The 23,505-nt window shown below is 68.4% G+C and carries 24 protein-coding genes; 8 read left to right on the top strand and 16 right to left on the bottom strand.

Going from position 1 to position 23,505, the window contains the following annotated elements; all coding sequences use genetic code 11:
* Positions 1-245 precede the first annotated feature (245 nt).
* A complete protein-coding gene (locus tag ACN6PJ_RS10675; protein ID WP_427995834.1) occupies positions 246-785 on the top strand; it encodes an antibiotic biosynthesis monooxygenase in 540 nt (179 codons plus the stop codon).
* Between the two features lie 25 nt (positions 786-810).
* Here ACN6PJ_RS10675 and ACN6PJ_RS10670 read toward each other — a convergent pair whose 3' ends face one another.
* The 9 genes from ACN6PJ_RS10670 to ACN6PJ_RS10630 all read right to left on the bottom strand — a co-directional run bounded on the left by ACN6PJ_RS10670 (position 811) and on the right by ACN6PJ_RS10630 (position 8,861).
* Positions 811-1,518 carry a GntR family transcriptional regulator gene (locus ACN6PJ_RS10670; RefSeq protein WP_427995833.1) on the bottom strand — a complete coding sequence of 236 codons (708 nt, stop codon included), beginning with the start codon at positions 1,516-1,518 and terminating at the stop codon, positions 811-813.
* Positions 1,519-1,538: 20 nt separating this feature from the next.
* A complete protein-coding gene (locus ACN6PJ_RS10665) occupies positions 1,539-2,870 on the bottom strand; it encodes an AtzE family amidohydrolase (RefSeq protein WP_427996051.1) in 1,332 nt (443 codons plus the stop codon).
* A 53-nt stretch (positions 2,871-2,923) separates the two neighbouring features.
* Complete coding sequence (locus ACN6PJ_RS10660; RefSeq protein WP_427995832.1) at positions 2,924-3,106, bottom strand: DUF4089 domain-containing protein; 183 nt, start codon at positions 3,104-3,106, stop codon at positions 2,924-2,926.
* A gap of 26 nt (positions 3,107-3,132) precedes the next feature.
* Entirely contained in the window at positions 3,133-3,954 is an 822-nt protein-coding gene (locus ACN6PJ_RS10655; RefSeq protein ID WP_427995831.1) for an ABC transporter ATP-binding protein, read from the bottom strand.
* A complete protein-coding gene (locus ACN6PJ_RS10650; protein ID WP_427996050.1) occupies positions 3,955-4,749 on the bottom strand; it encodes an ABC transporter permease in 795 nt (264 codons plus the stop codon). It abuts the gene before it with no gap.
* 18 nt (positions 4,750-4,767) lie between these two features.
* Positions 4,768-5,775, bottom strand: a complete 1,008-nt coding sequence (locus ACN6PJ_RS10645; RefSeq protein ID WP_427995830.1) for an ABC transporter substrate-binding protein — start codon at positions 5,773-5,775, stop codon at positions 4,768-4,770.
* A gap of 212 nt (positions 5,776-5,987) precedes the next feature.
* Positions 5,988-6,944 (bottom strand): Bug family tripartite tricarboxylate transporter substrate binding protein, encoded by a 957-nt coding sequence (locus tag ACN6PJ_RS10640; protein WP_427995829.1) that lies wholly within the window; start codon positions 6,942-6,944, stop codon positions 5,988-5,990.
* Between the two features lie 82 nt (positions 6,945-7,026).
* The gene (locus tag ACN6PJ_RS10635) at positions 7,027-7,827 is read right to left on the bottom strand and encodes a class II aldolase/adducin family protein (RefSeq protein WP_427995828.1); all 801 of its coding nucleotides are present in this window, start codon (positions 7,825-7,827) and stop codon (positions 7,027-7,029) included.
* 107 nt (positions 7,828-7,934) lie between these two features.
* A complete protein-coding gene (locus ACN6PJ_RS10630) occupies positions 7,935-8,861 on the bottom strand; it encodes a LysR family transcriptional regulator (RefSeq protein ID WP_427995827.1) in 927 nt (308 codons plus the stop codon).
* A 221-nt stretch (positions 8,862-9,082) separates the two neighbouring features.
* On the opposite strand from ACN6PJ_RS10630, the gene ACN6PJ_RS10625 reads away from it, so the two are divergent.
* From ACN6PJ_RS10625 to ACN6PJ_RS10605, 5 genes are all read left to right on the top strand, one after another.
* Positions 9,083-10,381 carry an imelysin family protein gene (locus ACN6PJ_RS10625; RefSeq protein WP_427995826.1) on the top strand — a complete coding sequence of 433 codons (1,299 nt, stop codon included), beginning with the start codon at positions 9,083-9,085 and terminating at the stop codon, positions 10,379-10,381.
* Entirely contained in the window at positions 10,378-11,895 is a 1,518-nt protein-coding gene (locus tag ACN6PJ_RS10620; RefSeq protein ID WP_427995825.1) for a di-heme oxidoredictase family protein, read from the top strand. Before ACN6PJ_RS10625 ends, ACN6PJ_RS10620 begins: the two co-directional genes overlap by 4 nt.
* Positions 11,895-12,980, top strand: a complete 1,086-nt coding sequence (locus tag ACN6PJ_RS10615; RefSeq protein WP_427995824.1) for an imelysin family protein — start codon at positions 11,895-11,897, stop codon at positions 12,978-12,980. The genes ACN6PJ_RS10620 and ACN6PJ_RS10615 overlap by 1 nt, the downstream gene beginning before the upstream one ends.
* Positions 12,970-14,091 carry a DUF1513 domain-containing protein gene (locus ACN6PJ_RS10610; protein WP_427995823.1) on the top strand — a complete coding sequence of 374 codons (1,122 nt, stop codon included), beginning with the start codon at positions 12,970-12,972 and terminating at the stop codon, positions 14,089-14,091. The genes ACN6PJ_RS10615 and ACN6PJ_RS10610 overlap by 11 nt, the downstream gene beginning before the upstream one ends.
* A 159-nt stretch (positions 14,092-14,250) precedes the next feature.
* The gene (locus ACN6PJ_RS10605; protein WP_427995822.1) at positions 14,251-15,084 is read left to right on the top strand and encodes a mechanosensitive ion channel family protein; all 834 of its coding nucleotides are present in this window, start codon (positions 14,251-14,253) and stop codon (positions 15,082-15,084) included.
* A gap of 65 nt (positions 15,085-15,149) precedes the next feature.
* Here the strand turns inward: ACN6PJ_RS10605 and ACN6PJ_RS10600 are convergent, their stop codons facing one another.
* Positions 15,150-15,911 (bottom strand): IclR family transcriptional regulator, encoded by a 762-nt coding sequence (locus ACN6PJ_RS10600; protein ID WP_427995821.1) that lies wholly within the window; start codon positions 15,909-15,911, stop codon positions 15,150-15,152.
* A gap of 160 nt (positions 15,912-16,071) precedes the next feature.
* On the opposite strand from ACN6PJ_RS10600, the gene ACN6PJ_RS10595 reads away from it, so the two are divergent.
* Positions 16,072-17,061 (top strand): Bug family tripartite tricarboxylate transporter substrate binding protein, encoded by a 990-nt coding sequence (locus tag ACN6PJ_RS10595; RefSeq protein WP_427995820.1) that lies wholly within the window; start codon positions 16,072-16,074, stop codon positions 17,059-17,061.
* Between the two features lie 115 nt (positions 17,062-17,176).
* Here ACN6PJ_RS10595 and ACN6PJ_RS10590 read toward each other — a convergent pair whose 3' ends face one another.
* Complete coding sequence (locus tag ACN6PJ_RS10590) at positions 17,177-17,953, bottom strand: RNA methyltransferase (protein WP_427995819.1); 777 nt, start codon at positions 17,951-17,953, stop codon at positions 17,177-17,179.
* Positions 17,954-18,084: 131 nt separating this feature from the next.
* On the opposite strand from ACN6PJ_RS10590, the gene ACN6PJ_RS10585 reads away from it, so the two are divergent.
* The gene (locus tag ACN6PJ_RS10585; protein WP_427995818.1) at positions 18,085-18,870 is read left to right on the top strand and encodes an inositol monophosphatase family protein; all 786 of its coding nucleotides are present in this window, start codon (positions 18,085-18,087) and stop codon (positions 18,868-18,870) included.
* A gap of 68 nt (positions 18,871-18,938) precedes the next feature.
* Here ACN6PJ_RS10585 and ACN6PJ_RS10580 read toward each other — a convergent pair whose 3' ends face one another.
* Genes ACN6PJ_RS10580 through ACN6PJ_RS10560 form a run of 5 tightly spaced genes read right to left on the bottom strand, consistent with a single transcriptional unit; the run spans position 18,939 to position 23,502 of the window.
* Entirely contained in the window at positions 18,939-19,937 is a 999-nt protein-coding gene (locus tag ACN6PJ_RS10580) for an FAD:protein FMN transferase (RefSeq protein ID WP_427995817.1), read from the bottom strand.
* Between the two features lie 43 nt (positions 19,938-19,980).
* The gene (locus ACN6PJ_RS10575) at positions 19,981-20,484 is read right to left on the bottom strand and encodes a nitrous oxide reductase accessory protein NosL (protein WP_427995816.1); all 504 of its coding nucleotides are present in this window, start codon (positions 20,482-20,484) and stop codon (positions 19,981-19,983) included.
* Positions 20,481-21,311, bottom strand: coding sequence for an ABC transporter permease (locus ACN6PJ_RS10570; RefSeq protein ID WP_043547318.1), 831 nt, complete (start codon positions 21,309-21,311; stop codon positions 20,481-20,483). Before ACN6PJ_RS10570 ends, ACN6PJ_RS10575 begins: the two co-directional genes overlap by 4 nt.
* Positions 21,308-22,207, bottom strand: a complete 900-nt coding sequence (locus ACN6PJ_RS10565) for an ABC transporter ATP-binding protein (protein WP_427995815.1) — start codon at positions 22,205-22,207, stop codon at positions 21,308-21,310. Before ACN6PJ_RS10565 ends, ACN6PJ_RS10570 begins: the two co-directional genes overlap by 4 nt.
* Entirely contained in the window at positions 22,204-23,502 is a 1,299-nt protein-coding gene (locus tag ACN6PJ_RS10560) for a nitrous oxide reductase family maturation protein NosD (RefSeq protein WP_427995814.1), read from the bottom strand. Before ACN6PJ_RS10560 ends, ACN6PJ_RS10565 begins: the two co-directional genes overlap by 4 nt.
* Positions 23,503-23,505 lie beyond the last annotated feature (3 nt).

Raw genomic sequence — 23,505 nt, 5'->3', positions numbered from 1 at the left:
TCCGCGCGCGGGCTCAATGCGGATCGGGCATATGGTTATTGGGGAAGATGACGCGATGATGTCGACGGGTCCGCTTTCATTCACGCACCGCCGTGGTGCCGGACGCCGCCGTCTTTCACCACGATGGGGCCCAGGGCGCCCCGCGTCAGCCGTTGCGCCCGGGAGGCGCCCGTGCGGCAAGACTGGCACGCGGCTTGCTTGCACAGCGGGCATAACACGCTGCACGCTGCTCCAGGAGTTCCGCCATGTCCAGTTCCGCCGTCTCCGCCCCGGTCACCATGTTGGTCACGAGGCATATCGCGCCCGAGCGCTATAGCGATTTTCTGTCCTGGATGCGCCAGGGCGAAATCCTGGCGGCCGGGTTCCCTGGCTTTCTCGGGTCGGGCGTGCTGCAGCCGCCGGAAGGCGGGGACCAATACCAGATCGTGCTGCGCTTCGCCGACGAAGCCAGCCTGAACCGCTGGGAGAACTCGCTGCCGCGCCGCATGTGGCTGGAGCGCGGCACGGCGCTGGTGCGCGCCAGCCATGCCCGCCGCGCCAGCGGTACGGACGGCTGGTTCGCGCCCAAGCTCAGCGCGCCGCCGCGCTGGAAGCAGGCGGTCAGCATCTGGCTGGCCTATTTCCCGGTGCTGCTCGCCTTTTCCCTGCTCGCCAGCGAGCCGTTGAGCGCGCTGCCCGTGTTCTGGCGCGTGCTGGTCACCAGCGTGGCTCTGACGCCGGTCATGGTGTTCGTCTGCATTCCTCTCGTATCGCGGGTGCTGCAGCGTTGGCTGCGCGCCGGCTGACGGGCAGGGCACAGCCAACCGCCCGTCAGTCGGCCCCGGCCTGGCGCGCGGAATACAGCCGGTGCAGCGTGATCGTGCGCACGGCAGCCTGGCTGTCCAGGATGTGCGCGCGCAGCAGGTCCGTGGCGCGCGCGGCGTTGCCGTCCAGCACTGCGGCCAGTATCGCGCCGTGCTCTTCGTAGGTCTTGTCGATGCGGTCGGGCTGCGTGAAATCCAGCCGGCGCACGATGCGGATTCGTTCCGTTGCGGCGCGGTGCACGCGCGATATTTCGGGGTTGCCGGCCGCGGCAACCAGATCGATATGGAAGCGCTCGTCCAGGTCGGCCAGCCGCTCGCGGTCGCTGGACCGCCCGTCCGCGTCCACCAGCCAGGCATCCGCCAGCGGCCGCAGCGCGCGCAGCGGGTCCGCGCCCTTGCCCGGCGCACAGATGGCCTGCACCGCGGCGGCCTCCAGAACGCTGCGCAATTCATAGAAATGGTCCAGCGTATTGAAGTCCAGCGGCTTGACCAGCCAGCCGTTGCGCTGCCGCACCTCCAGATAGCCTTCCCGTTCCAGGCGGAACAGCGCTTCGCGCACCGGCGTGCGGCTGACCTGCAGGCGGTCGGCGACCTCGGTTTCGGTGAAGCGGTCGCCCGGCGCCAGGCGGAAATCCAGGATGTCGCGCTTCAGCGTGCCATATACGGTGTCGGCCAGCGTGCGCGGAATCTCTACCGCGGCGAAAGCGGTGTCCATGTATGCCTCGGCGTTGTGGTTCAGAGAGGGAGCGCCTGCGCCGCGCCGGCCCGCTCCAGGGCCAGGGCGGCGCGCAGGCAATCGACTTCGCGCCATGGCGCGGCGATCAATTGCACGCCCAGCGGAAGATGGTCGTCCTGCCCGGCGCGGGGCCAGACCGGCGCGGTGCACACGGGCAGTCCGATGCAGGACACTGGCTGCGTCAGGATCCCCATGCTGGCGCGCGCCGGCAATTGCCCGCCGGCAAGCGCCAGCCAGTCCGCGCCGATCGGCGTGGCGGGAACGGGCGTGGCCGGCGCGATCAGCACGTCGTAGTCCTCGAACAGCGCCAGCGCTTCCCGGTAGACGCGGTGACGGATGCGCTGCGCCTGCTGCGTCCAGGCCGCGGGCACCAGGCTGCCGGCGACCAGGCGATCGCGCGAATGCGGTTCGTAGTAGTCATAGTGCGTGACGAGCCTGCGGCGATGCAGGGCGCCGCCCTCGGCGGCGGTGATGACGAAGGCGGCGGCGCGCGCCTGGGCTGCGCCGCGCAGCTCGACGCGGGCGCCGGCGTCCAATGCGCATGCGGCGATTTCGACGGCGCGGCGGGCTTGCGGGCCTGCCCATTCCGTAAAGTAGCCGCCCAGCACGGCCGCGCGCAGGGGGCGCGCTTCGTCGGCCAGCGCGGGCAAGGCGGGCTCGGCGGGGCGCTGCGCGCAGGCGACGTCGTCCGGGTCCTGGCCCTGCAGCGCGTCATAGGCGGCGGCGAGGTCGGCGGCGCTGGCCGCGAACGGTCCCAGGTGGTCCAGGCTGCCTACGAAGGGATACGAGCCCGTGCGCGGGAGCCTGCCATAGGTCGGTTTCAGGCCGAAGACCCCGCATAGCGAGGCCGGCACGCGGATAGAGCCGTTGGTGTCCGAGCCCAGGGTCAGCGGCACCAGGCCGCCTGCGATGGCGGCGGCGCTGCCGCCCGAGGAGCCGCCCGCGATGCGCGAGGGATCCCGCGGGTTGCGGCAGGCGCCGTAATGGGAGTTCTCGGTGGTGAAGCCGTAGGCGTGTTCGTCCATGTTCAAGGCCCCGACAAGCACCGCGCCGGCATCGCGCATGCGTTCGATCAGCCTGGCATCGCTTCGCGCGGGCGGGTTGGACGCGTTGACCCTGCCGCCCGCCAGCGTTACCTCGTCGGCGATATCGAACAGGTTCTTCACGGCATAGGGCACGCCCGCCAGCGGCGGCAGCGTTTCGCCGCGGGCGCGGCGCGCGTCGATGGCCGCGGCCTCCTGCCGCGCGCGGGCCTCGGTCACGGCGGTGAAGCAGTTGTAGCGCGGGTCGCGCTCGCGCACGCGGGCCAGGGCGGCCTGCAGCACAGCCATGGCGGTGCGCTGGCCGCTGCGGACCAGATGCGCGATTTCCAGGGCGGGGCTGTTCACGGGCGGAACACCGAGGCGGATTCCAGGTCGGCCGACAGCGGTTCGTCCACGAAGCTGGAGGCGATTTCATGGAGGCGCGAGAACTGCCGAACGACCTCGGCCGTGGCGGGTTCGCGCAAGGCGTAGCCGGCAAGCGCCAGAGCGCTGCGCACGTATTGGTCTATGGTTTCCTGGGTCATGGCGGACTCTCCGTTGGGCAGGATGCTTACTTGCGGACTTCGCGCTGGAAGATCTCCAGGCTGAGTTTTTTCATCTGGACGAAGCCAGGCTCGGACAGCGTCTCGACGGTGCGCGGGCGGGCATCGCGGTAGTCCAGGATCTCCGCCACCCGGGTGGGGCGCTTGGTCAGCAGCAGGATCTGGTCAGCCAGGTACACGGCTTCCTCCAGGTCATGGGACACGAGCAGCATGGTGGTGCCTGTCTGCATGAAGACCTCCTGCAGCTTTTCGCGGATGAACAGCGTCATCTCGAAGTCCAGCGCGGAGAAGGGCTCATCCAGGAATAGCACCTCGGGTCCGGGGGCAAGCGCCCGCATGATGGACGCGGTCTGTTGCTGCCCCCCCGATAGCTCGTAGGGATAGCGCTTCAGGTCGAACTTGACGTCGAACGAGGCCACCAGCTCTTCCACGCGTGCGTCTGTGTCCGCCTTGCTGCGGCCTTCCAGGCGCAGCGGATAGGCAATGTTGTCGATGGTGCGCAGCCATGGGAACAGGGCTTCGCGGTAGTTCTGGAAGACATAGCCGATCTTGGTCTGGGCCAGCGACTTGCCGTCGAACAGGATCTCGCCCGCGTCCACCGGGATCAGGCCGGCGATCATATTGATCAGCGTGGACTTGCCGCATCCGTTGGGGCCGAACACGGACACGATCTTGCCCTTGGGAATGTCCAGGTTGAAGTTCTCGTACAGAGGCCAGCCGGCGAAGTATTTGGTCAGGCCGCGGATCGTGATGTGCGTGCCCAACGGGCCCGGCTCGAACGGCGCGGCGGGCGGAGCTGGGGCGATGACGGGGTTGATGACGGTGGACATTTACCGGCCGCTCCAATGGACGACGCGCTTTTCCAGCACGAGAAAAAGAATGTTCAGCACATAGCCGAGGGCGCCGGCCGCCAGGATCGAGGCATACATTTCGCGCACGTTCAGCACCTGCTGCGCATTGATGATGCGGTTGCCCAGGCCGCTGTCGGATCCGATGAACATCTCCGCGACGATCACGATGACGAGCGCCATCGATACGCCGCTGCGCAGGCCCACGAAGGTAGGTTGCAGGCTTTCCCAGATCAGTACGTCCTTGAAGATCCGCCAGCGCGACGCGCCCATCACGCGCGCAGCCATGACGCGCTGCTTGCGCGCGTTGATCACGCCGTACGCGCTGTTGAACAGGATGACCAGCACCGCGGCGAAGGCCGCGATGGCGATCTTGTTCATGTCGGTGACGCCGAAGATCATCAGGAACAACGGGATCAGCGCGGAGGACGGCGTGGAGCGGAAGAAGTCCACCAGGAACTCCACGCTGCGGTAGGCCTTTTCGCTGCTGCCCAGCAGCACGCCGAGCGGCACGCCGATCACGCCGGCGATCAGGAAGGCTTGCAGCGTGCGGTTGAGGGACGAAAGGAAATCCCCCAGCAGGGGGCCGCCCGCCATGCCCTTGGCCAGCGCCGCGATGGCTGCGGCGGGCGTGGGCAGCAGGACTGGGCTCACCAGGTGCAGGCGCACCACCAGGTCCCATACGATGAACAGGGCGAGCGGGCCGATCAGCGGCAGCAGGCGCGCGGCATTGAGCCGTCGCGCGGGCTGTTTCGTTCCGGGGGCGGCGGCGGTCATTGCGGTTGCGCCCATGGTTCAGCCCTTGTAGAGCATGGTGGAGACGTCGACCTTTTGCGCGAACACGCCCTTTTCCGAGAAGAGGTCGAAGAACTTCTGGAAGTACTGGATGTCGCCGGGCGTGAATTCGTCATAGAGCGTATAGGCCGCGAGCGGCACCTCCTCCGTCATGGGGCCCTCGATGGCGGTGTAGCCCTTCAAGTAGGGGCGCGCCTCTGCGGGCCTGCTGCGGATCAGTTCGATGCCGCGGGCATAGGCCGCGATGAATTTCCTGCTTTCCTCGGGATGCTGCTTCAGGAAGGCGGTGGTCAGCGATGCCGAGCCGCCGAACCACGGCGCCGTGGGATCGCCCAGCACGTATTTGGCGATGACGCCCGCTTCCAGCACGCGGGTGGTGCCGTTCAGCCTGCCGACCGTGCCCGTGGGCTCCAGCGTGTAGCAGGCGTCCAACTGGCCGGCGGCAACCGCGGCGACATGCTGGCTGATCGCCAGCTCCACCACGGTTGCCCCGGTTGCGCCGGCGCGCTCCAGCACTGCTTTGGCCAGCGTGGCGTTCTGGATGCCGGGTCCAGATCCGACCTTTTTCCCCTTGAGGTCTGCGATGGATTGGATGGGACTGTCTTTCGCGACGATGAACTCGTCCAGCACGTTCCTGGCGTTGCTGGGGTTGGACGCGAAAATCTTGAACAGGCCGGGCGAGGCGATCTCGCCGATGGCCAGGTTGGCCGAGCCGGTGCCGTTGGCGCTGCCGTCCGCGCGGCCGGCCAGCATGGCTTCCATGACCTGTTGCGCGCCCGCGAACTTCAGCGGCTCGACGTTCAGGCCGGCCTCCTTGAAGTAGCCTTTTTCGAGCGCCGCATAAAAGGGCAGGCCGGCCGCCACCGGCCAGAAGCCGATGCGGATGACCGGACTCGATTGCGCCCGCGCGATCGCCGGCGCGGCCAGCGTCGCGGCGCCCAGCGCGGCGCCCTGGATCAGCCGGCGGCGGGTGGCGTTGAAGGCGAAGGGCGCGTTGCGGTCGATCATATAAGGCTCCTGGTCTGCGAGGAAGATGAGGCTTGTGGACAAGCTTGCATACCAGGCATCAAGCAAAAGCCATGCCAATGCGCCCGCGGCCCGCCGCGCCTGTGGCGCAGGGGCGGCGGGCATCGGGCTGGTGCCGCGCGCGACCTCTTTTGGTGCATGGCGCACCATCGCAGGGGGGAGCGCCGCGCCGCCGGCCGCGGCCGGCGGCGCGTTCAGTGGGCCTGTGGGGCGAACTTCCTCACCAGCACGGCCCACTTGTCGTGCTCGCGCTGGATGAAGGCCGAGAACTGGCCCGCCGTGCCGCCGACCGGCTCGGCGCCTTCGCGCAGCATCTGCTCATTGAGCCCCGGCAGGGCGGCGTTGACTTCGCGGTTGACGACGTCCACCACCTGCTGCGGCGTGCCCTTGGGCGCGAAGAACCCGAACCAGGAGCCGGCATCGAAGCCCGGGTAGCCGGATTCGGCGATGGTGGGCAGCTCGGGCAAGGTGGCGGAGCGTTGCGAGGTGCTGACCGCCAGGGCGCGCAGTTTGCCGGCGCGGATGTGCCCGATCACGGATGGGATCGTGGCGAACATGAAATCGATGCGGCCGGCCAGCAGGTCGTTGACCGCGTCCGCGCCCTTGTATGGCACGTGTGTGGCGTTGACGCCCAGCTCGTCCATCAGCATGTAGCTGGACAGGTGCGAGGAGGTGCCGACGCCGGTAGAGCTGTAATTGAGCTGGCGGGCGGTCTTGACGTACTTCAGGAAGCCCTGGATGTCCTTGGCGGGAGAGGAGGGCGGCACCACCAGCACGTTGGGCACCGTGGCGATCTGCACCATGGGCACCAGATCGGCCAGGGGGCTGTAGGGCAGCTTGTTCAGGGAGGGGTTGACGGCGATGGGGCCCACGGAATTGACGATCAGCGTGTGGCCGTCGGCCGCCGCGCGCACCACGTATTCCGTGCCGATGTTGCCGCCCGCGCCGGGCTTGTTCTCGACGACGAAGGGTTGGCCCAGCTTCTGGGTCAGGACGTTGGTGACGCTGCGAGTGAGGGTGTCGGTGGTGCCGCCGGGCGAGAACGCCACGATGACCTTCACCGGCCGGTCGGGATAGTCCGCGGCGGCCAGCGGCGCCGCACAGGCGCCAGCCAGCGCTGCGGAAGCGAGCAGGGCTCGGGCAGTGTTCATGATGTCTCCTCGCGTGGAGGTTGTGCTTCTCGGATGGCGCCGTGCCGCCACGCCGGCCGTCGCCTATGGGGAGCCGGGAGGGTCAGTCGCGATAGTCCGGGTCGAGCCGGTCGAGCTTGCGCAGCAGGGCGGGCCACTCCATCACGCCGTAAGGGCGCCGAGTGCCCGGCTGGTAGTTGTTCCAGGTTTCCTGCAGCACGGGCGCGGCCACGGCCTGCAGTGGCGCGCCGGTGGCCATCGCCGCCAGTTGGGAACGGCAGGCCAGTTCCAGCCGGTGCATCCAGTTGAAGGCTTCGCCCACGGTGCGGCCCACGGTCAGCGCGCCGTGGTTGCGCAGGATGAGCGCCTCGCCCTGGCCGAGGTCCTGCAGCAGCGACGCCTGTTCCTCGGTGCCGAGCACCACGCCCTGGTAGTCGTGGTAGCCGATCTTCAGGAAGCGCATGGCGGTCTGGGTCAGGGGCAGCAGCCCGCATTCCAGCGAGGAAACGGCCATCGAGGCCCAGCTGTGGGTATGGATCACACAGTCCACGTCGTGCCGGTGCGCATGCACCGCGCTATGGATCACGTAGCCCGCCTTGTTGATCCCGTAGTCCAGTTCGCCGAAGTCGGGCCGGGCCAGGATCGTGCCGTCCACGTCGACCTTGATGAGGCTGGACGCCGTGATTTCCTCGTACATCATGCCGTAGGGGTTGATCAGGAAGGCGTTGTCCTCGCCGGGCACGCGCGCTGAAATGTGGTTGGCCATCATGTCGGCCATTCCGTAGATCTCGACGAGGCGGTAGCAGGCCGCCAGATCGACGCGGGCGTTCCACTCCGCGTCGGAGCAATGCGGGCGCATGGAGGAAATGCGCAGGCGTCCCGGGCCTTGGGTATCTGTCGTCATCGGAACTCGTGAAGGTCCATTGCCGCCGCACCATGCCACGGCATTCATGGCTGGCAATGTATCCGCCGGACCGGGCAGGGCCTAGCCATGCCTCCAGCATGGGGGCATCACGAATCGAGAAGGCTTGCGCCGGGCCAGCCGCCGTGCCGGACCAGGGCGCGCATCACGTCCAGCAGCACGACCCGCGCGGCCAGGGCCGCGGGAGACAGTTCGTCGTCGTTGATGCAATAGACCAGGTTGCGGCGGAACAGGAAGGGGTCGTCGATGGGGTGCATGCTCAGCAGGCCGGATTCCACCCGAGCCACGGCCGCGCCGGGCTGGATGGTGGCCAGCGGGTTGGCCTGCACCAGGTCCATCAGCGTGGTCAGGCCGTCGACCTCGACGCCGATCCAGGGCTCCACGCCCGCCCGCTCGAACGCGGCCTCGACCAAGACCCGCAGGCCGTGCGCCTTGCTCGTCACCGCCTGTGGCAGCGCTCCGAGCTGGGCAATGGTGATGGGCTCGCCGTCGGGCAGCGGGACCATGCCGCGGCGAGCCAGCAGGAACAGCCGCTCTTCCAGCACGGGGATCGCGCTGCGGCCCTGGGTGCTGTCGTTCTGGAACAGCACGGCCAGGTCGAGACGCCGCCCCGTGAGCAGTTCGCCCAGGTTGCCGGACAGGCCTTCGACCAGGTGCAGGCGCACGTTCGGATAGCGCTCGGACATGGCCGCATAGAACGGCCTGCCCAGCACGGACGAGGTGGTGGGCGCGAACCCGACGCTCACCATCCCGGACAGGCGCGCCTCGCGCGCCGCGGCCACGGCGTTTTCCGCATGCCGCAGCGTAAGCTGCGCCTGGCGCAGGAAGGCCGTGCCGGCCGGCGTAGGCACGACGCCCGTGGGCGTGCGCACCAGCAGCCGCGTCGCCAGCTCGCTTTCAAGCCGGCTGATCTGCTGGCTGAGCGCCGAGGCGACCACGCCCAGCTCGCGCGCGGCGCGGCCGATGCTGCCCGACTCGGCGACACGGACGAAGTAGCGGAGCTGGCGGAGTTCCATGGCAGGGGGGCAGGGACGGAGAGAGGAATAGTAGTCGCAGGAGGGTAGCGCGCGTCCCTGACGGGCCTTGGGGTAAACGCGTCTGATCATTCAAAAAAATGTCAGGTATCTGACTTTATTCTGAACAACAAACGAAAATTGTTTACACTCTCATCCTCAAAATTCAAGGATGAGCGGGCCGCCGCGGGGGCGGGCCCCGTTCCTGTTACGGGAGAAAGTCGATGCGCAAGTTGCTGTTGGGAGCGGTGCTGGCCGCCACGGTGTTCGGAGGCGCGGCCCGGGCCGCCGTCGAACCCAAGGCCGTGGTCGCCACGTATTCGGATCTGGCGCTGGCCGGCTACGAAGATTCGCTGACTTCCGCCAAGGCGCTGCGCAAGGCCATCGACGCGCTGATCGCCACGCCCAGCGCCGACACGCTGAAGGCCGCGCGCGAAGCCTGGCTGGCCGCCCGCGTGCCGTATCAGCAGACGGAAGCCTATCGCTTCGGCAACCCCATCGTCGACGACTGGGAAGGCCGCGTGAACGCCTGGCCGCTCGACGAAGGCCTGATCGACTACGTGGACGCCTCCTACGGCACCGAGAACGACGAAAACGCCTATTACGCGGTCAACGTCATCGCCAATTCCAAGATTTCGGTGGGCGGCAAGACGGTCGACGTCAGCAAGATCACGCCGCAGCTGCTGTCCGAGGTGCTGCATGAGGCCGACGGCAACGAAGCCAACGTGGCCACCGGCTACCACGCCATCGAATTCTTGCTGTGGGGCCAGGACCTGAACGGCACCGGCCCCGCGCCGGCGGGCCGCAAGGGTTCGCCGCAAGAGCGCCACTCGGGCAACCGCCCGCACACGGACTTCGATCCCAAGCAGTGCACGGGCGGCCATTGCGAGCGCCGCGTGGAATTCCTGAAGGCCGTGACCGACCTGCTGGTGGCGGACCTGGAAGAGATGGTCGGCAATTGGAAAAAGGAAGGCGCCGCGCGCAAGGCCGTCGAGGAAGATCCGAAGGCGGGCCTGATCGCGATGCTGACGGGGCTGGGCAGCCTGTCGTACGGCGAACTGGCCGGCGAACGCATGAAGCTGGGCCTGATGCTGCACGATCCCGAGGAAGAGCACGACTGCTTCTCCGACAACACGCACAACTCCCACTACTACGACCAGATCGGCATCCGCAACGTCTACCTGGGTTCGTACACCCGGATCGACGGCAAGACGGTCTCGGGCGCCAGCCTGTCCGAACTGGTCAAGGCCAAGGATGCCAAGCTCGACGCCGAAGTGCGCGCCAAGCTGGACGCCACGGTCGCCGCCATGCAGGCCATGAAGACGCGCGCCGAAACGGTGGAAACCTACGACCAGATGATCGCGGACGGCAACAAGGAAGGCAATGCGGTGGTGCAGGCCGCCATCGACAGCCTGGTCGACCAGACTCGCAGCCTGGAGCGCGTGATCGCGCTGCTGGACCTGGGCAAGGTCGCCATCGAAGGTTCCGACAGCCTGGACAAACCCGACGCCGTATTCAAGTGAAATTTGCATTAGCCGCCGTACTGGCGGCGTCGGCGCACGCCGTCGCCGCCGCCGCGCCCGCCGCGCCCGCCGGGCGCGACGACCTGACGCCCGAAGACCAGAAGCGCGTGACCGCGATCACCGCGCCCACGCGCGATTTTTCGAAGGTGGAAACCTTCGAGACCATGCAGGCCGGCGCGGCCACCACCAATAAGCTCATCAACGCCGACATTTTTTCCCAGCCTTCCGCGAACATGAGTTTCGAGGGGCGCCAGGAGTTCCAGGTCGGCAACGGGCTGTTCCGCAAGGACTGGGTGTCTGCGCCCGCATCCACGCAGGCATCCGACGGGCTGGGGCCGCTCTTCAATGCGCGTTCCTGCCAGGCCTGCCATACCAAGGACGGGCGCGGCACCGTGCCCGGGTTCGATCCGCTGGAGCGCACGGACGCCGTGGCGCTGCTGCTGCGCCTGGCGGTGCCGCAGGGGCCCGACCGCGGTCATCCCAAGCTCGCCGCCGGCGAGGTCGCGTCGCTGCCCGAGCCGGTCTACGGCGTGCAGCTGCAGAACTTCGCGGTGGCGAGCCTGCCCGCCGAAGGCCGCATGGAGATCGAGTACGAGCCCGTTTCCGTGGCGCTCAACGGCGGCGAGACGGCAACCCTGATGAAGCCGACCTACCGCATCGAGAACCTGGGCTACGGCCCCATGCGCGCCGACACGCAGATATCGCCGCGCCTGGCGCCGCCCATGATCGGCCTGGGCCTGCTCGAATCCATCCACGAGGCCGATATCCTGGCCAACGTGGGCGCGGACAAGCGGGACGGCATCGTCGGCAAGGCCAACTGGGTCACCGATGCTCGCACCGGCGCCCGCGTGCTGGGCCGCTTCAACCTGAAGGCGGGGCAGCCCACGGTGGAACAGCAGAGCGCCGCCGCCTTCTCGAACGACATGGGCCTGTCGACTCCGCTGTTTCCCAAGCACTCCGGCGACTGCACGGCCGCGCAGCAGCCATGCCTGGACATGCCGCACGGCGCGCAGCCGCGCTTCGGCGCCGAAGAGGTGCCGGGCAAGCTCATGGATTTCGTCACCATCTATTCCACCAATCTTGCCGTGCCGCAGCGCCGCGATGCCGGCGACGCGCGCGTGCTGGCGGGCAAGAAGCTGTTCTACGAAGCTAATTGCGTCGCCTGCCACGTGCCCAAGTACGTGACCAGCCGCAACGCCAGGCAGCCCGAGCATCGATTCCAGCTGATCTGGCCCTACACCGACATGCTGGTGCACGACATGGGCGAGGCCCTGGCGGACGGCGTGTCCGACGGCGAGGCCAACGGCCGCGAGTGGCGCACGCCGCCGCTGTGGGGCATCGGCCTGACCAAGACCGTGAACCCCAACGCCACCTGGCTGCACGACGGGCGCGCCCGCAGCCTGTTGGAAGCCATCCTGTGGCATGGCGGCGCCGCCAAGCCCGCGCGTGACCGCGTGGTGGCGATGACGCCCGAAGAACGCGCCGATCTGATCCGTTTCCTGGAGTCGCTGTGATGGCCGGACTGGCGAAGCATGTATTGAAACTGGCCGCGGCGGCCGCGCTTGCCGGATTGGCAGGTCCGGCGGCCGGAGCGGGGCTGCCCGCCGACCTTGGCGAGCGGCTGGCGAACGGCTATGCGCGCCCGGCGGTGGCGAAGATGGTGGACGCGGCCCAGGCGCTTGACGGGGCTTTGGACGGCTGGTGCGCCCAGCCTGGCGCGGCCGGCGCCGCCCGCGTCGGCAAGGCCTTCGAGAACCTGGCGCTGGCCTGGTCCGGCGTCGAAATCCTCCGCTTCGGGCCGCTGGTGCAGGCCAACCGCTACGAACGCCTGGCCTTCTGGCCGGACACCCGCGGCGTGATGCCCAGGCAGGTTCAGGCGCTGATCGCCGCCAAGGACGAAGCGCTGCTCGCCCCGGGCGCCTTGTCGGGGCGCAGTGTCGCCGTGCAGGGGCTGCCCGCGCTGGAGTACGTGCTTTACGGCGAGCCGGCGCTGCTCGAGCAGGGCGGCGCGCCGGGTTTCGCCTATGCCTGCGGCTACGCCCGCGCGGTCGCCGCCAACGTCGCCGCGATTTCCCGCGACGTGGCCCAGGCCTGGAGCCCCGACGGCGACTTCGGCCGCCAGTTCTCGCATCCGCAGGCGGACAACGATCTCTACCGCGATCCACAGGAAGTGGCCTCCGAGGCCATGAAGGCTTTGTCCACCGGCCTGCAGTTCGCGCGCGACGTGAAGATCGTGCCGGTGCTGGGCGACACCGCCGCGGCGGCGCGCCCCAAGCGCGCGGCATTCTGGCGCAGCAAACTGTCCACGCGCCTGCTGGCGGCCAGCGTGGACGGCCTGAACGCCTTTTACCAGGCGGGCGCGTACCCCTTGCCCGCGGGCGACGGCTGGATGGACGCATCGGTCCGCGGCGAACTGGCCAGCGCCGCGCAAACGCTGCGGGCGGTGCCCGCGCTGGAACAGGCGGTGGCGGACGAGGACGGGCGCCGGCAACTGACGCTGGCATCCCTTACGCTCAAGAACGCCAAGGCCATCGTCGACCAGGACCTGGCGCCCGCCCTGGGCGTCATGATCGGATTCAATGCGCTCGATGGCGATTGACCGGCGCCGCTTTCTCTCGCTGGCGGCGGCGCTGGGCGTGGCGCCCGGCGCGGCATGGGCCGCAGCGCCCGAGGACGGAAACGCGCTGTACCTGAGCGCGCGCAAGCGCGGCGGCCGCGACGAAGCGGTGCTGCTGGACGACGCGGGCAACGACCGCCTGGTGGTGCCGATGCCCGCTCGCGGCCATAGCTTCGCCATCGATCCCGCCGGCCAGCGCGCCGTCGTGTTCGGGCGGCAGCCGGGTTTCTTCGCCCTGGCGTTCTCCCTGCGGGGCGAAGGCGGCCCCCAGGCGCTGCCCTTGCACGATGAGCGCCACTTCTTCGGCCACGGCGCCTACCTGGACGGCGGCCGGCTGCTGGCGGCCACCGAAAACGACTTCGAGGCGGGGCGCGGCGTGCTGGGGCTCTATGACGCGTCGCCGGGCGGCGCCTACCGGCGGATCGGCGAATTCGATACCGGCGGCATCGGTCCGCACGAGGTGGTGCTCATGCCCGACGGCAAGACCCTGTGCGTCGCCAATGGCGGCATCCTGACCCATCCGGACTACGGCAAGCTGGAACTCAATCTGGACACGATGCGGCCGTCGCTGGCCTACATCGACGCGGCCAGCGGCGCGCTGCTGGAAAAAGAGGAACTCGCGCCCGCGCTGCACCGCCTGTCCATCCGCCACCTTGCGCTGGCGGCCGACGGCTGCGTCTGGTTCGGCTGCCAATACATGGGGCCGGCGGCCGATCGTCCGGCGTTGGTGGGCCGGCACCGGCGGGGCGCCCGGCTGGAACTGTTCGAGGGCCCGGCGCAGACGCTGCGCCAGATGCGCAACTACGTGGGCTCGGTGGCGGTGGATGCCGCCGGCGCCGTCGTCGCCACGTCGAGCCCGGTGGGCGGCCAGGTGATCTACTGGGACGCGGCCAGCGGCCGCTGCCTGGGCACGACCGAGCTGGCGGACGGTTGCGGCGTGGCGCCCGCGGCGCAAGAGGGTTTCCTGCTCAGCAGCGGATTGGGCGCGATGCTGCGCGTCGACGCCTCGGGCACGGAAAGAAAGCCGGTGCTGGCGCCATCGCGCGAGCTGTCCTGGGACAATCATTTCCGCAAGGTCGCGGCCAGGGCCTGAGCCGTCTTCTTACAAACCCTGACATAACAGGGCCGCATCGCGGCCCTTTGCGCTGGCCGCATCTGATAAAGTTTTCGGTCGTTTTTTTCCGGGCTTTTTGCCAGCGGGCCGTCCCAAGGCAAAATGCCCCGCGTTCGCAACCTTTTGGCAGGAGATTCCATGGAAGAAGCCTTGAAAGAATTTAGCGCCTGGGCTCCCAGGCTGGTGGACCTGGGCATCAATCTGCTCGTCGCCCTGCTGATCCTCATCATCGGCTGGTGGGTGTCTTCCCTGCTCGGAAGCTGGGTGCGCCGGGCCGCCTCGCGGTCCAGCAAGATCGACCCCACGATCATCCCCATGTTCTACAGCACCGTGGTCTGGACGGTGCGCATCTTCACCGTGATCGCCGTGCTGGCGCGCTTCGGCGTCCAGACGGCCAGCCTGATCGCCGTGCTGGGCGCGGCCGGCCTGGCGGTCGGCCTGGCCCTGCAGGGCACGCTGCAGAACATTGCGGCGGGCATCATGCTGCTCATCCTGCGCCCCATCCGCGCGGGCGAGTACATCGCGCTGAGCTCCGGTTCGGACGGCACGGTCGAAGAGGTGGGGCTGTTCCTCACGCGCCTGGTGCAGGTCGACGGCATTCACCTGACCTTGCCCAACAGCACGGTCTGGAACGCCACCATCACCAACTACAGCCGCAACAAGACGCGCCGCCTGGACATCCCGGTCCCGGTCCGCTACGGCGACGACCTGGAAGTGGTGCTGGCCAAGCTGAAGGCGCTGGTGGACGCCCGTCCGGACGCGCTGAAGGATCCCGAGCCTCAGGTGAAGGTGTTCGACTACAAGGAGAACGGCGTCATCGTCAACGTGCGCGTGTGGGCCGAAGCCAGCAAGTACTGGGACCTGCGCTGGGGCCTCTACCAGCAGATCCGCAGCTCGCTGGAGGAGGCCGGCTTCCAGCCGCCCATCCCGCTGCGCGAAATCCAGAACCCGAAGACGGGCGCCGCCGCCTGAGCGCGGCCTTCATCCCGCCGGAAAAAAAACGGGCGCCCCGGGCGCCCGTTTGTCATTGCGCGGAGTCAGGCCTGGACGGCCAGGCGCGCCAGTTCGGCCTTGATCCAGCCGGCGATTTCGCGCTGGCGCTGGGCCGGCATGCGGTCGATGATGGCGGTGACGCTGACGGCGAGCAGCGGCGCGCCCTGGGCGTCGAGCAGGGCGCAGCCCACGCCCAGCGCGCCGCGCACCGCATGGTTGCCGACCACCGAGTAGCCACGCGCGCGGGTGTTGTCGATGAGCCGGTACATTTCCTGCGGCGTCATGCCGCCGTACTCGTCCAGGCGGCCGGAGTTGCGTTCGACGATGCCGCGCGCGACCTCGTCGGGCAGCGCGGCCAGCAGGGCCATGCCGCCGGATCCCACGCCCAGCGGCTGCCGCTTGCCCGCGTAAGTGGCCAGGATCTGCACGGGGTAGCTGCCGATCTCGCGGTGCAGGCTGATCGAGTCGTCATCGTCGCGCACCACCAGGAACACGGCGTCGCCCGTGCGGTCGGCCAGGCGGCGCAGCACGGGCAGCAACTGGCGAACGCGCGGATCGCGCGACCGCGTGTCCGGGTCCACCGCCAGCTGGGCACGGTATTTCTTGGTGCCGGTCACGGGCAGCACCAGGCCTGCATCGAGCAGGGCGGCCAGCAGACGATAAATGGTGGGGCGCTGTATGCCCGTCAGGCGCGCGATATCGGTCACGCTGAGACCATCGGGACCCTGGTCCCGCAGGGCGGCCAGGACGGCCAGCCCGCGCCGCAATGTGCGTGGGCCTGCGGCCGCGGCATCGCTGTCTTGCATGCAAATCTCTGGAAATCTAGGGTTATCACGGAACGTTCAAGGGAAAACCATTGTCCGTACCGTGGACTCTACCTTGATGCGGCGCCCGTGTATAGCTCAGAATGCGTCATCCAATAATTCGAATCGTCCATTTCATGGACAGTACCTGCACGGAGACACTATGACTACAGGTCAAAAGCCTGGACTGCGGCGCCTCGCCGCCACTCTTCTGGCTACCGCCGCAAGCGCATTTGCCATGGGTTCGGCCCATGCCGCCTATCCCGACAAGCCCGTACGCATCGTGGTCGGCTTTTCGGCCGGCGGCACCACCGACGTGATCGCCCGCATCATGGCCAAGGAGCTGACCGAGAGCCTCGGCCAGTCGTTCGTGGTCGAGAACAAGCCGGGCGCCGGCAGCAACATCGCCACCGACCAGGTGAAGCGCGCCGACCCCGACGGCTACACGCTGCTGTTCGTGGCGGTTACCAGCGCCATCAACCAGACGCTGTACAAGAACGTCAATTTCGACCTGACCAAGGATTTCACGCCGGTGGCGCTGGGCGCCAAGGTGCCGAACATCCTGGTGGTGAACCCGCAGGTTCCCGTGAAGTCCGTCCAGGAACTGGTCGACTACGCGAAGAAGAACCCGGGCAAGCTGGCGTTCGCCTCGTCGGGCAGCGGCACCTCCATCCATATGGCGGGCGAGCTGTTCAAGATGCAGACGGGCATCGATGTGCTGCACGTGCCCTATAAGGGTAGTGCTCCGGCCGTCACCGACCTGATCGGCGGACAGGTGCAGTTCATGTTCGACAACATGCCTTCGTCCTGGCCGCATGTGCAATCGGGCAAGTTGCGCGCCCTGGCCGTGACGACCACGGAACGCTCCAAGAGCGCCCCGGATCTGCCTACGATGAAGGAATCGGGCTTCGCCAACTTCGACGTGTCGTCGTGGTTCGGCCTGATTGCCCCCGCCGGCACGCCGCCCGAAGTCGTGAACAAGCTGAACGCGGCCATGGTCAAGGCGCTGGACAAGCCCGAAGTGCAGAAAAGCTTCGAAAGCCTGGGCGCGGTGGGCGTGAAGACGACGCCGGCCGAATTCGGCCAGTTCATCAAGTCCGAAGTGGAAGGCTGGGCCCCGGTGGTCAAGGCCTCCGGCGCCAAAGTGGACTGATCTTCGCGTCCCGGGCGGCATGCCGCCCGGAGACCGATGCGTGGGGACGGGCTGATGCCCGTCCCTATTTTTTTGCCCGGGCCGGCGGCATCGCGCCGCCTGCGCGGCGTGGAACCTATTTCTTTCTGGCGGCCGTCAGCATCGCGGTGCAGACGCCGCGCATCATGTCCACTTCATCGCGGCTCAGGGCCAGCCGGGAAAAAAGATGGCGCATGCGGGGCATGAGCTTCTTGGGATGGTCGGGATCCAGGAACTGGACCCCGACCAGCGCCTCTTCCCAGTGGGCCAGGAAGGCCTGGACCGCTGCGCCCGAGGCCGGAGCGGCGCCGCGCGCCGGCTCCTGCGCGGTCGACGCGGGCAGGAGCGGAGCGCCCTGGGCCACCAGCAGCGCGTAGCGCAGTTCCCAGGCGGCCAGCTGCAGCGCCTGGGCCACGTTCAGCGAGCTGTATTCCGGGTTGGCGGGGATGTGGCAGATGCGGTGGCACAACGCGATCTGGGCGTTGGTGAGCCCGGCGCGTTCGGTGCCCAGCACGATGGCGGCGACGCCCTCCGTCGTGTCCGCCAGGTGGCCGCGCGCAAGTTCGGCGGCCTGCCGGATGTCGCAGGGCGGGGGGCCCAGGTCGCGCACCCGGGCGGTAAGCGCGAAAGCCAGCGTCACGGGCCCCAGCGCCTCTTCGAGCGAGGGGTGCACCTGGGCGCCTTCCAGCACGTCCAGCGCGCCGCTGGCCAGCGCGACGGCCTCGGGCTGGCTGGTTACATCCGGAAATTTCGGCTCTACCAGCACCAGTTCGGAAAAACCCATCGTCTTGATCGCGCGGGCCGCCGAACCGACGTTTCCGGGGTGGCTGGGGTTCACCATGATGAACCGAACACGTGAAAATGCTTGAGTCATTTAAAATGGCACGTTTGGCTTAGTGCCTTCCTGGTTTTTTGGGTCGATTTCCCCGGTTGGGGCAAGCGCGGCCCCGGGGGGCGGCAAGCGGCCTACCATCAAGCCAACTCATCGCATTCGTACGGAATTTTATGCACCCGATGCTCAACATCGCCATCAAGGCGGCCCGGCGTGCCGGCACCATTATCAACCGTGCCAGCATGGATTTGGAACGACTCAGCGTGGCTCGCAAGGGGCCGCGCGATTATGTCACGGAAGTCGATCGCGCCGCCGAGGAGTCCATCGTCGAGACACTGCATGCCGCTTACCCGGACCATGCCGTGCTGGGCGAGGAATTCGGGCTGCAAGGTCCCGACCAGGCTGAATTCCAGTGGATCATTGATCCCCTGGACGGCACCACGAACTTCATCCATGGCCTGCCCAACTACGCCGTGTCCATCGCGCTGACGCAGCGCGGCCAGGTCACGCAGGCGGTCATCTACGATCCGTCGCGCAATGAACTGTTCACGGCCAGCCGCGGCAGCGGCACGTTCCTGAACGACCGCCGCGTGCGCGTGTCGGGCCGCACCCGCTACCACGATGCGCTGCTGGGCGCGCACTGGCCGAATTCAGGCGACCTGGAACAGGGTTCCGCGCGTTTCCGCCAGATGGCCGAAGGCAGCACGGGCGTGCGCCGCCTGGGCGCCACCGTGCTGGACCTCGCCTATGTGGCCTGCGGCCGCCTGGACGGCTTCTGCGGCGTCGGCCTGAAGCCCTGGGACCTGGCGGCGGGTAGCCTGATGGTTCTCGAAGCCGGCGGGCTGGTCGCGGACTTCGACGGCGAGCAGGGCTGGATGGATTCCGGCAACGTGCTGGCCGCCAGCCCCAAGATCTTCACGCAGATGCTGTCCGCCCTGAATCCGTCGCCGGCCGCCTGAGGCCCGCGTTTACGCCTGCAATGAAAAACGCCCCCGACCCGGGGGCGTTTTTCATGCGCGGCTGGCGGTCAGGCGGCCGCGCCCCGCACCGCCAGCCCGCCGTCGCGCAGCGCGAACCAGGCGCGCAGCCCATGTTCGCGGATGATGACGTCGGCGGCTTCCAGCGGCATGTAGGAGAAGGCGGTGGACAGGGCGTCCGCCATGGTGGCGTTGGGCGCCATGACCGATACGCTGCGGTACAGCGGCCGGGCGAGTCCCGTGCGCGGGTCGAACAGGTGGGTGAACCGGCCCGCGCCGTCCAGGGCCGTGCCGTAGCCGCCGGAGGTTGCCAGGGCCTGGTTCCGGATGCGCGCGGTGGCGAGCACGCGGCCGGGGTCCCGCGGATCTGCCACCCCGACCTTCCAGTCCCCGGGCGCGCCGCGGGTGTCCATGCCCTGTATTTCGCCCATGTCCACGAGGGCCCGTTCCAGGCCGCCCTGCTTGAGCAGCCCGGTAATCCGGTCCGTGATGTAGCCTTGCGCGATGCCGTTGAGCGTGATGCCCATGCCAGGCCGGCGCAACGCGATGCGATCGCTTTCCAGCGCCACATCTTCGCGCGATACCCGCGCCAGCGCCTGCTGCACGGCACGCGCGGGCGGGCCCTCGGGGCTTGCGCCGGGCTGCGCGAAATGGTCGGCGTACAGCTTCCATAACGGCTGCACGGTGGGGTCGAAGGCGCCGCCGGTGAGCCTGCCGTACCGCAGGCTCACGCTGAGCAGTTGCAGCAGGTCGGTGGGCGGGTTGTCCAGGTAGCCATCGCGGTTCAGGCGCGAGAGGGCGCTGTCGTCGCGGTACAGGCTGAAGATGGCTTCAAGCCGCCGCAACTCCTGCAAGGATTGGGCGATCAGGCGCTGCGCCGCCTGCGGATCCGGATGGTAGAGGCGCAGCTCCGCGTCGGCGCCCAGGGCGACGCCCTGCCAGACGGCCGGCGGGATCGAGGCCGCGGCGCGGCGCGCGGGCAGTGGAGCGAGCGCCAGCGCGGAAGCGGCGGCGGCGATGCCGATGAAGCGGCGGCGGGTAGGATTCATGGCGATAGGCCTGCAAAGGTAGCGGGAGCCGCGCGGCGCCGGGCTATTGGGCGAAGACATACGCCTCCGGCACGTCGGCGAAATTCACGACCCGACCCCCGTGGGCCTGGGCGAAGGAGTCGGCATGGGCGCGCTGCGAGAACGGCATGGCGTCTTCGGCGCCCATGCCGCCGATGAACCCGCCCTCGATGACGTAGAAGGCCTGGCGCGCGTCGATCCAGGCGCCAGGGTCGGGCACGCCGTCCGGGCCGGCCGTGGACATGTCGTTGACGTAGATCGCGCTGATGGTCTTGGGCTCTTCGGGCAGCAGGGTATAGGCGAAGACCTGCTTGATCGACGAGAACCAGACCGGCTCCGCGCGTCCCCTGAGGAAGATCTGGCCCTTGGGGCCGTTGTGCTCGTTCAGGGCCATGCCGCAGTAATGGCCGACGGATTCCAGCGTCACGGCGGCGGGCGCCGGCGGAGGAGCCTCGGGGCCGGACCCGTTGCCGCAGGCGGCGGCGGTCAGCAAGGCGGCGAGGGCCAGTGCAAGCCGGAGGCGTCTCATAGCTGCTTGCTCCTGAAGGCCGCCGTCGCGAGCAGGAAGGGAACCGCGATCCACAGCAGCAGCGCGGTGATCAGGGTAGGCAGCGGCAGGCTGGCCTGATCGCTCAGCCCCGCCATGCCGGCGTACAGCGAAATATTCTCGAAGCCCGTCAGGTTCAGCAGCCGGTATACGTCCGAGGGGTTGAGCAGCAGCAGCGCATTGAGCAGGCCGGGGCTGACGTGGCGTCCCTGGTCCGCCGCCAGCACGCCCAGCAGCGCCATGTCGTAGATCACGACGAAGAACAGCCAGACGCCCAGCGCGATCCCGGCTGCCGTGGCGCGCTCGCGCACCAGCGTGCTGATCAGGTAGCCCATGGCGAGAAAGCTGGCGCCCAGCAGCACGCTGGCGCCGATCAGCAGCGCGAACGGCTGCCAGGCGCCGGCGTCCAGGTCGCCGTAGGCCCATTGCAGCGCCAGCCCGGCGCAACCGTAGCCGGCGCCCGTGGCCAGCGCCAGGATGGCCAGGTGGCCGATGAACTTGCCCACCAGCACCTGCCAGCGCGAGACCGGATAGCTGAGCAGCAGCGCCATCGTGCCGCGGTCGACCTCGCCGACCACGGCGTCGTAGGCGAGCAGCATGGCGATGAGCGGAACCAGGAAGATCGACAGGCTCGACAGGCTGACCACGGTGACGGTCAGCGGTTCGGCCTTGACCGTGCCGGTCGGCGAGCTGCCCAGCAGGCCCAGGGCCAGCGCCAGCGCGCCCAGCAGCAGGGCGGTCGCCAGGACCCAGCGGTTGCGCAGCCCGTCGCGGATTTCCTTGCCGATGATGGTGCCTACCGCGTTCATACGTCTTCCCGTTCAAGCAGATGTGCATAGATGTCGTCCAGCCCCGGCACCTGGATGTCCAGGTCGTGGATGTCGGACGATATGGCGCCGATGCTGCGTATCGCCGCTATCTTGTCGTGTTCCTGGCAGGCCAGTTCGTAGCGGCCCGGCTCGATGCGGCGCCAGGCGCCGGGCGGCTGGGCGTGGGCATCCGCCAGGGTCAGGCGGATGCGGATGGGCAGGCCGGTGGAGCGCCGCAGCGCCGACATGGCCCCGTCCGCGATCTTCCTGCCGGCCTTCATCACCACGATGCGGTCGGCATGGCCGGCCAGTTCGGACAGGGCGTGCGTGCTCAGCAAAATGGTCGCGCCGGCCGAGCGCAGTTCATGCACCACGTCGTAGAACATCAGGCGCGAGGCGGGATCCAACCCCGTCGTAGGTTCATCGAACAGCAGCACGCGGGGCTGGCCCAGCAAGGCCTGGGCCAGCGCCAGGCGCTGGCGCATGCCCTTGGAATAGCCGCCCACGCGCCGGCGGGCGGCGCCGGAGATGCCCACCTTCTCAAGCAGCGCCGCGTTGCCCGACAGGGGCTGGCGCTTGAGCCGGGCATAGAACGCCAGCGTTTCCTCGCCGGTCATGGACGGGTGCAGCGCGACGGTTTCCGGCAGGTAGCCGATCCGGTTGCGCAACCGCGCCGCGGCGGGGCTGTGGGCGTCATGCCCGAACAGCGCGACGCGTCCGCGGGTAGGCCGGATCAGGCCCAGGATGAGCTTGATCAGCGTGCTCTTGCCGGCGCCGTTGTGGCCGGCGAGGGCCACGCATTCGCCCTCGCGCAGCCGCAGTTCCAGGCCGTCGATGGCATGGTGCGCGCCGTAGTGCTTGCTGACGCCGGAAAGCGTCACAAGATCGGTGTTCATGGAGACTCCTTGGGGCGGTCCGCGGACGCTTGCGGCGGCTTCATCAGCGGGGCGCTGTCCAGCACGCCGCCGGGCAGGATGGCGGGAAACTGCGACTGCGCCCAGCGCACGATGGTGATCGACGGGCTGTTGAGCAGGATGCGCGCGGCGGGCGCGCGCCATAGCAGCTGGTCGACCACGTCGTTCGGCCGGTAGGCGGTATCGGCGATGCCGTCGCCATCCAGGTCGAAGGCGGTGTTGTCGCTCCAGTAGTTGCCGCGGCCGTCGACCGACCAGTCCAGCGTCCGGGTGCCGACGTACTTCACCTGGTTGCGGTTGTTGATGAAGGCGTTGCCGGAAATCTGATTGCCTTCCGACCCGGCGGTGAAGTGCACGCCGATGTCGCAGTTGGAAAACCGGTTGTCCTGGAAGACGTTCCGGTTTGCGTTGTAGATGAACACGCATTTGGCGGCGCGGTCCACCGAGTTGTCCGTGATCCGGGAATGGTTGGCGTAGTTCAGCATCAGCCCCTGCTCGCGGCTGTCCAGCGCCACGTTGTCGCGCACGATCAGCCGGTGCGAATACATGATGGCGTAGGCGACGTCGGCGCCGGTCGAGATATTGCCGCTGATCTCGCTGTCGTTCGTGTACATGTAGTGCACGGCGTAGCGCAGATCGTGGAAGCGGTTGCCGCTGAAGGTGTTCTGCTTGCTGGTATTGACGAAGATGCCGTCGCGGCCGGCCGAGATATCGTTGTCCAGGACCTGGGTGCCCGGGGTGTTCCAGAGCGTGACCCCGTTGCCCCGTTCGGCGACGCGCAGCGCTTTGTTGCCCACGATGCGATTGCCGCGCACCACGGCGTCCGTGGGTCCCCACACATGGACGCCTACGAGGTTGTCGAGGATGTCGTTGCTTTCCACCCGGGCGCGATGCGCCGTTCGGTCCAGGAAAATGCCCGCGTCCATGTCGGACAGGCTCAGGCCCGAGCGGGTGACGGTCAGGTTGCGCAGGGCCACGCCCTCCGCCTTGACCCAGAGGGTGCGGCCCTGGCGCGTGCCGGCGATGACGGCGGAGCGGTCGCCGGGGCCTTCCAGGGTCAGCGGCTTGTCGATGACGATGCCGCCGGCGTACGTGCCGGGGGCCAGCCGCAGCACGTCCTCGGCCTCGGCGGCCGCGATGGCCTGCGCGAGATCGGCGCCGGGGGCGAGCGCGTGGACGGCCGCCGCCGCGGCGCCGGGCAGCGCCAGGGCGAGGGCCGCCAGCGCGGCGCGGGCGGCCCTCCCACCGCCGCTCGTCAGCATTGCGATGAACGTCATGGA

The sequence above is a fragment of the Achromobacter sp. genome, assembly GCF_050285585.1.
GTDB lineage: Bacteria > Pseudomonadota > Gammaproteobacteria > Burkholderiales > Burkholderiaceae_B > Achromobacter.
Note: the sequence above shows the minus strand (reverse complement) of the source record. Positions and strands in the feature narration are given on the sequence as shown.

Bases quoted from the DNA above. Each gene is read 5' to 3' on its own strand.
- ACN6PJ_RS10675 (WP_427995834.1), top strand. From the start codon at position 246: ATGTCCAGTTCCGCCGTCTCCGCCCCGGTCACCATGTTGGTCACGAGG.
- ACN6PJ_RS10670 (WP_427995833.1), bottom strand. From the start codon at position 1,518: ATGGACACCGCTTTCGCCGCGGTAGAGATTCCGCGCACGCTGGCCGAC.
- ACN6PJ_RS10665 (WP_427996051.1), bottom strand. From the start codon at position 2,870: ATGGCTGTGCTGCAGGCCGCCCTGGCCCGCGTGCGCGAGCGCGACCCG.
- ACN6PJ_RS10660 (WP_427995832.1), bottom strand. From the start codon at position 3,106: ATGACCCAGGAAACCATAGACCAATACGTGCGCAGCGCTCTGGCGCTT.
- ACN6PJ_RS10655 (WP_427995831.1), bottom strand. From the start codon at position 3,954: ATGTCCACCGTCATCAACCCCGTCATCGCCCCAGCTCCGCCCGCCGCG.
- ACN6PJ_RS10650 (WP_427996050.1), bottom strand. From the start codon at position 4,749: ATGACCGCCGCCGCCCCCGGAACGAAACAGCCCGCGCGACGGCTCAAT.
- ACN6PJ_RS10645 (WP_427995830.1), bottom strand. From the start codon at position 5,775: ATGATCGACCGCAACGCGCCCTTCGCCTTCAACGCCACCCGCCGCCGG.
- ACN6PJ_RS10640 (WP_427995829.1), bottom strand. From the start codon at position 6,944: ATGAACACTGCCCGAGCCCTGCTCGCTTCCGCAGCGCTGGCTGGCGCC.
- ACN6PJ_RS10635 (WP_427995828.1), bottom strand. From the start codon at position 7,827: ATGACGACAGATACCCAAGGCCCGGGACGCCTGCGCATTTCCTCCATG.
- ACN6PJ_RS10630 (WP_427995827.1), bottom strand. From the start codon at position 8,861: ATGGAACTCCGCCAGCTCCGCTACTTCGTCCGTGTCGCCGAGTCGGGC.
- ACN6PJ_RS10625 (WP_427995826.1), top strand. From the start codon at position 9,083: ATGCGCAAGTTGCTGTTGGGAGCGGTGCTGGCCGCCACGGTGTTCGGA.
- ACN6PJ_RS10615 (WP_427995824.1), top strand. From the start codon at position 11,895: ATGGCCGGACTGGCGAAGCATGTATTGAAACTGGCCGCGGCGGCCGCG.
- ACN6PJ_RS10610 (WP_427995823.1), top strand. From the start codon at position 12,970: ATGGCGATTGACCGGCGCCGCTTTCTCTCGCTGGCGGCGGCGCTGGGC.
- ACN6PJ_RS10605 (WP_427995822.1), top strand. From the start codon at position 14,251: ATGGAAGAAGCCTTGAAAGAATTTAGCGCCTGGGCTCCCAGGCTGGTG.
- ACN6PJ_RS10600 (WP_427995821.1), bottom strand. From the start codon at position 15,911: ATGCAAGACAGCGATGCCGCGGCCGCAGGCCCACGCACATTGCGGCGC.
- ACN6PJ_RS10595 (WP_427995820.1), top strand. From the start codon at position 16,072: ATGACTACAGGTCAAAAGCCTGGACTGCGGCGCCTCGCCGCCACTCTT.
- ACN6PJ_RS10590 (WP_427995819.1), bottom strand. From the start codon at position 17,953: ATGACTCAAGCATTTTCACGTGTTCGGTTCATCATGGTGAACCCCAGC.
- ACN6PJ_RS10585 (WP_427995818.1), top strand. From the start codon at position 18,085: ATGCACCCGATGCTCAACATCGCCATCAAGGCGGCCCGGCGTGCCGGC.
- ACN6PJ_RS10580 (WP_427995817.1), bottom strand. From the start codon at position 19,937: ATGAATCCTACCCGCCGCCGCTTCATCGGCATCGCCGCCGCCGCTTCC.
- ACN6PJ_RS10575 (WP_427995816.1), bottom strand. From the start codon at position 20,484: ATGAGACGCCTCCGGCTTGCACTGGCCCTCGCCGCCTTGCTGACCGCC.
- ACN6PJ_RS10570 (WP_043547318.1), bottom strand. From the start codon at position 21,311: ATGAACGCGGTAGGCACCATCATCGGCAAGGAAATCCGCGACGGGCTG.
- ACN6PJ_RS10565 (WP_427995815.1), bottom strand. From the start codon at position 22,207: ATGAACACCGATCTTGTGACGCTTTCCGGCGTCAGCAAGCACTACGGC.
- ACN6PJ_RS10560 (WP_427995814.1), bottom strand. From the start codon at position 23,502: ATGACGTTCATCGCAATGCTGACGAGCGGCGGTGGGAGGGCCGCCCGC.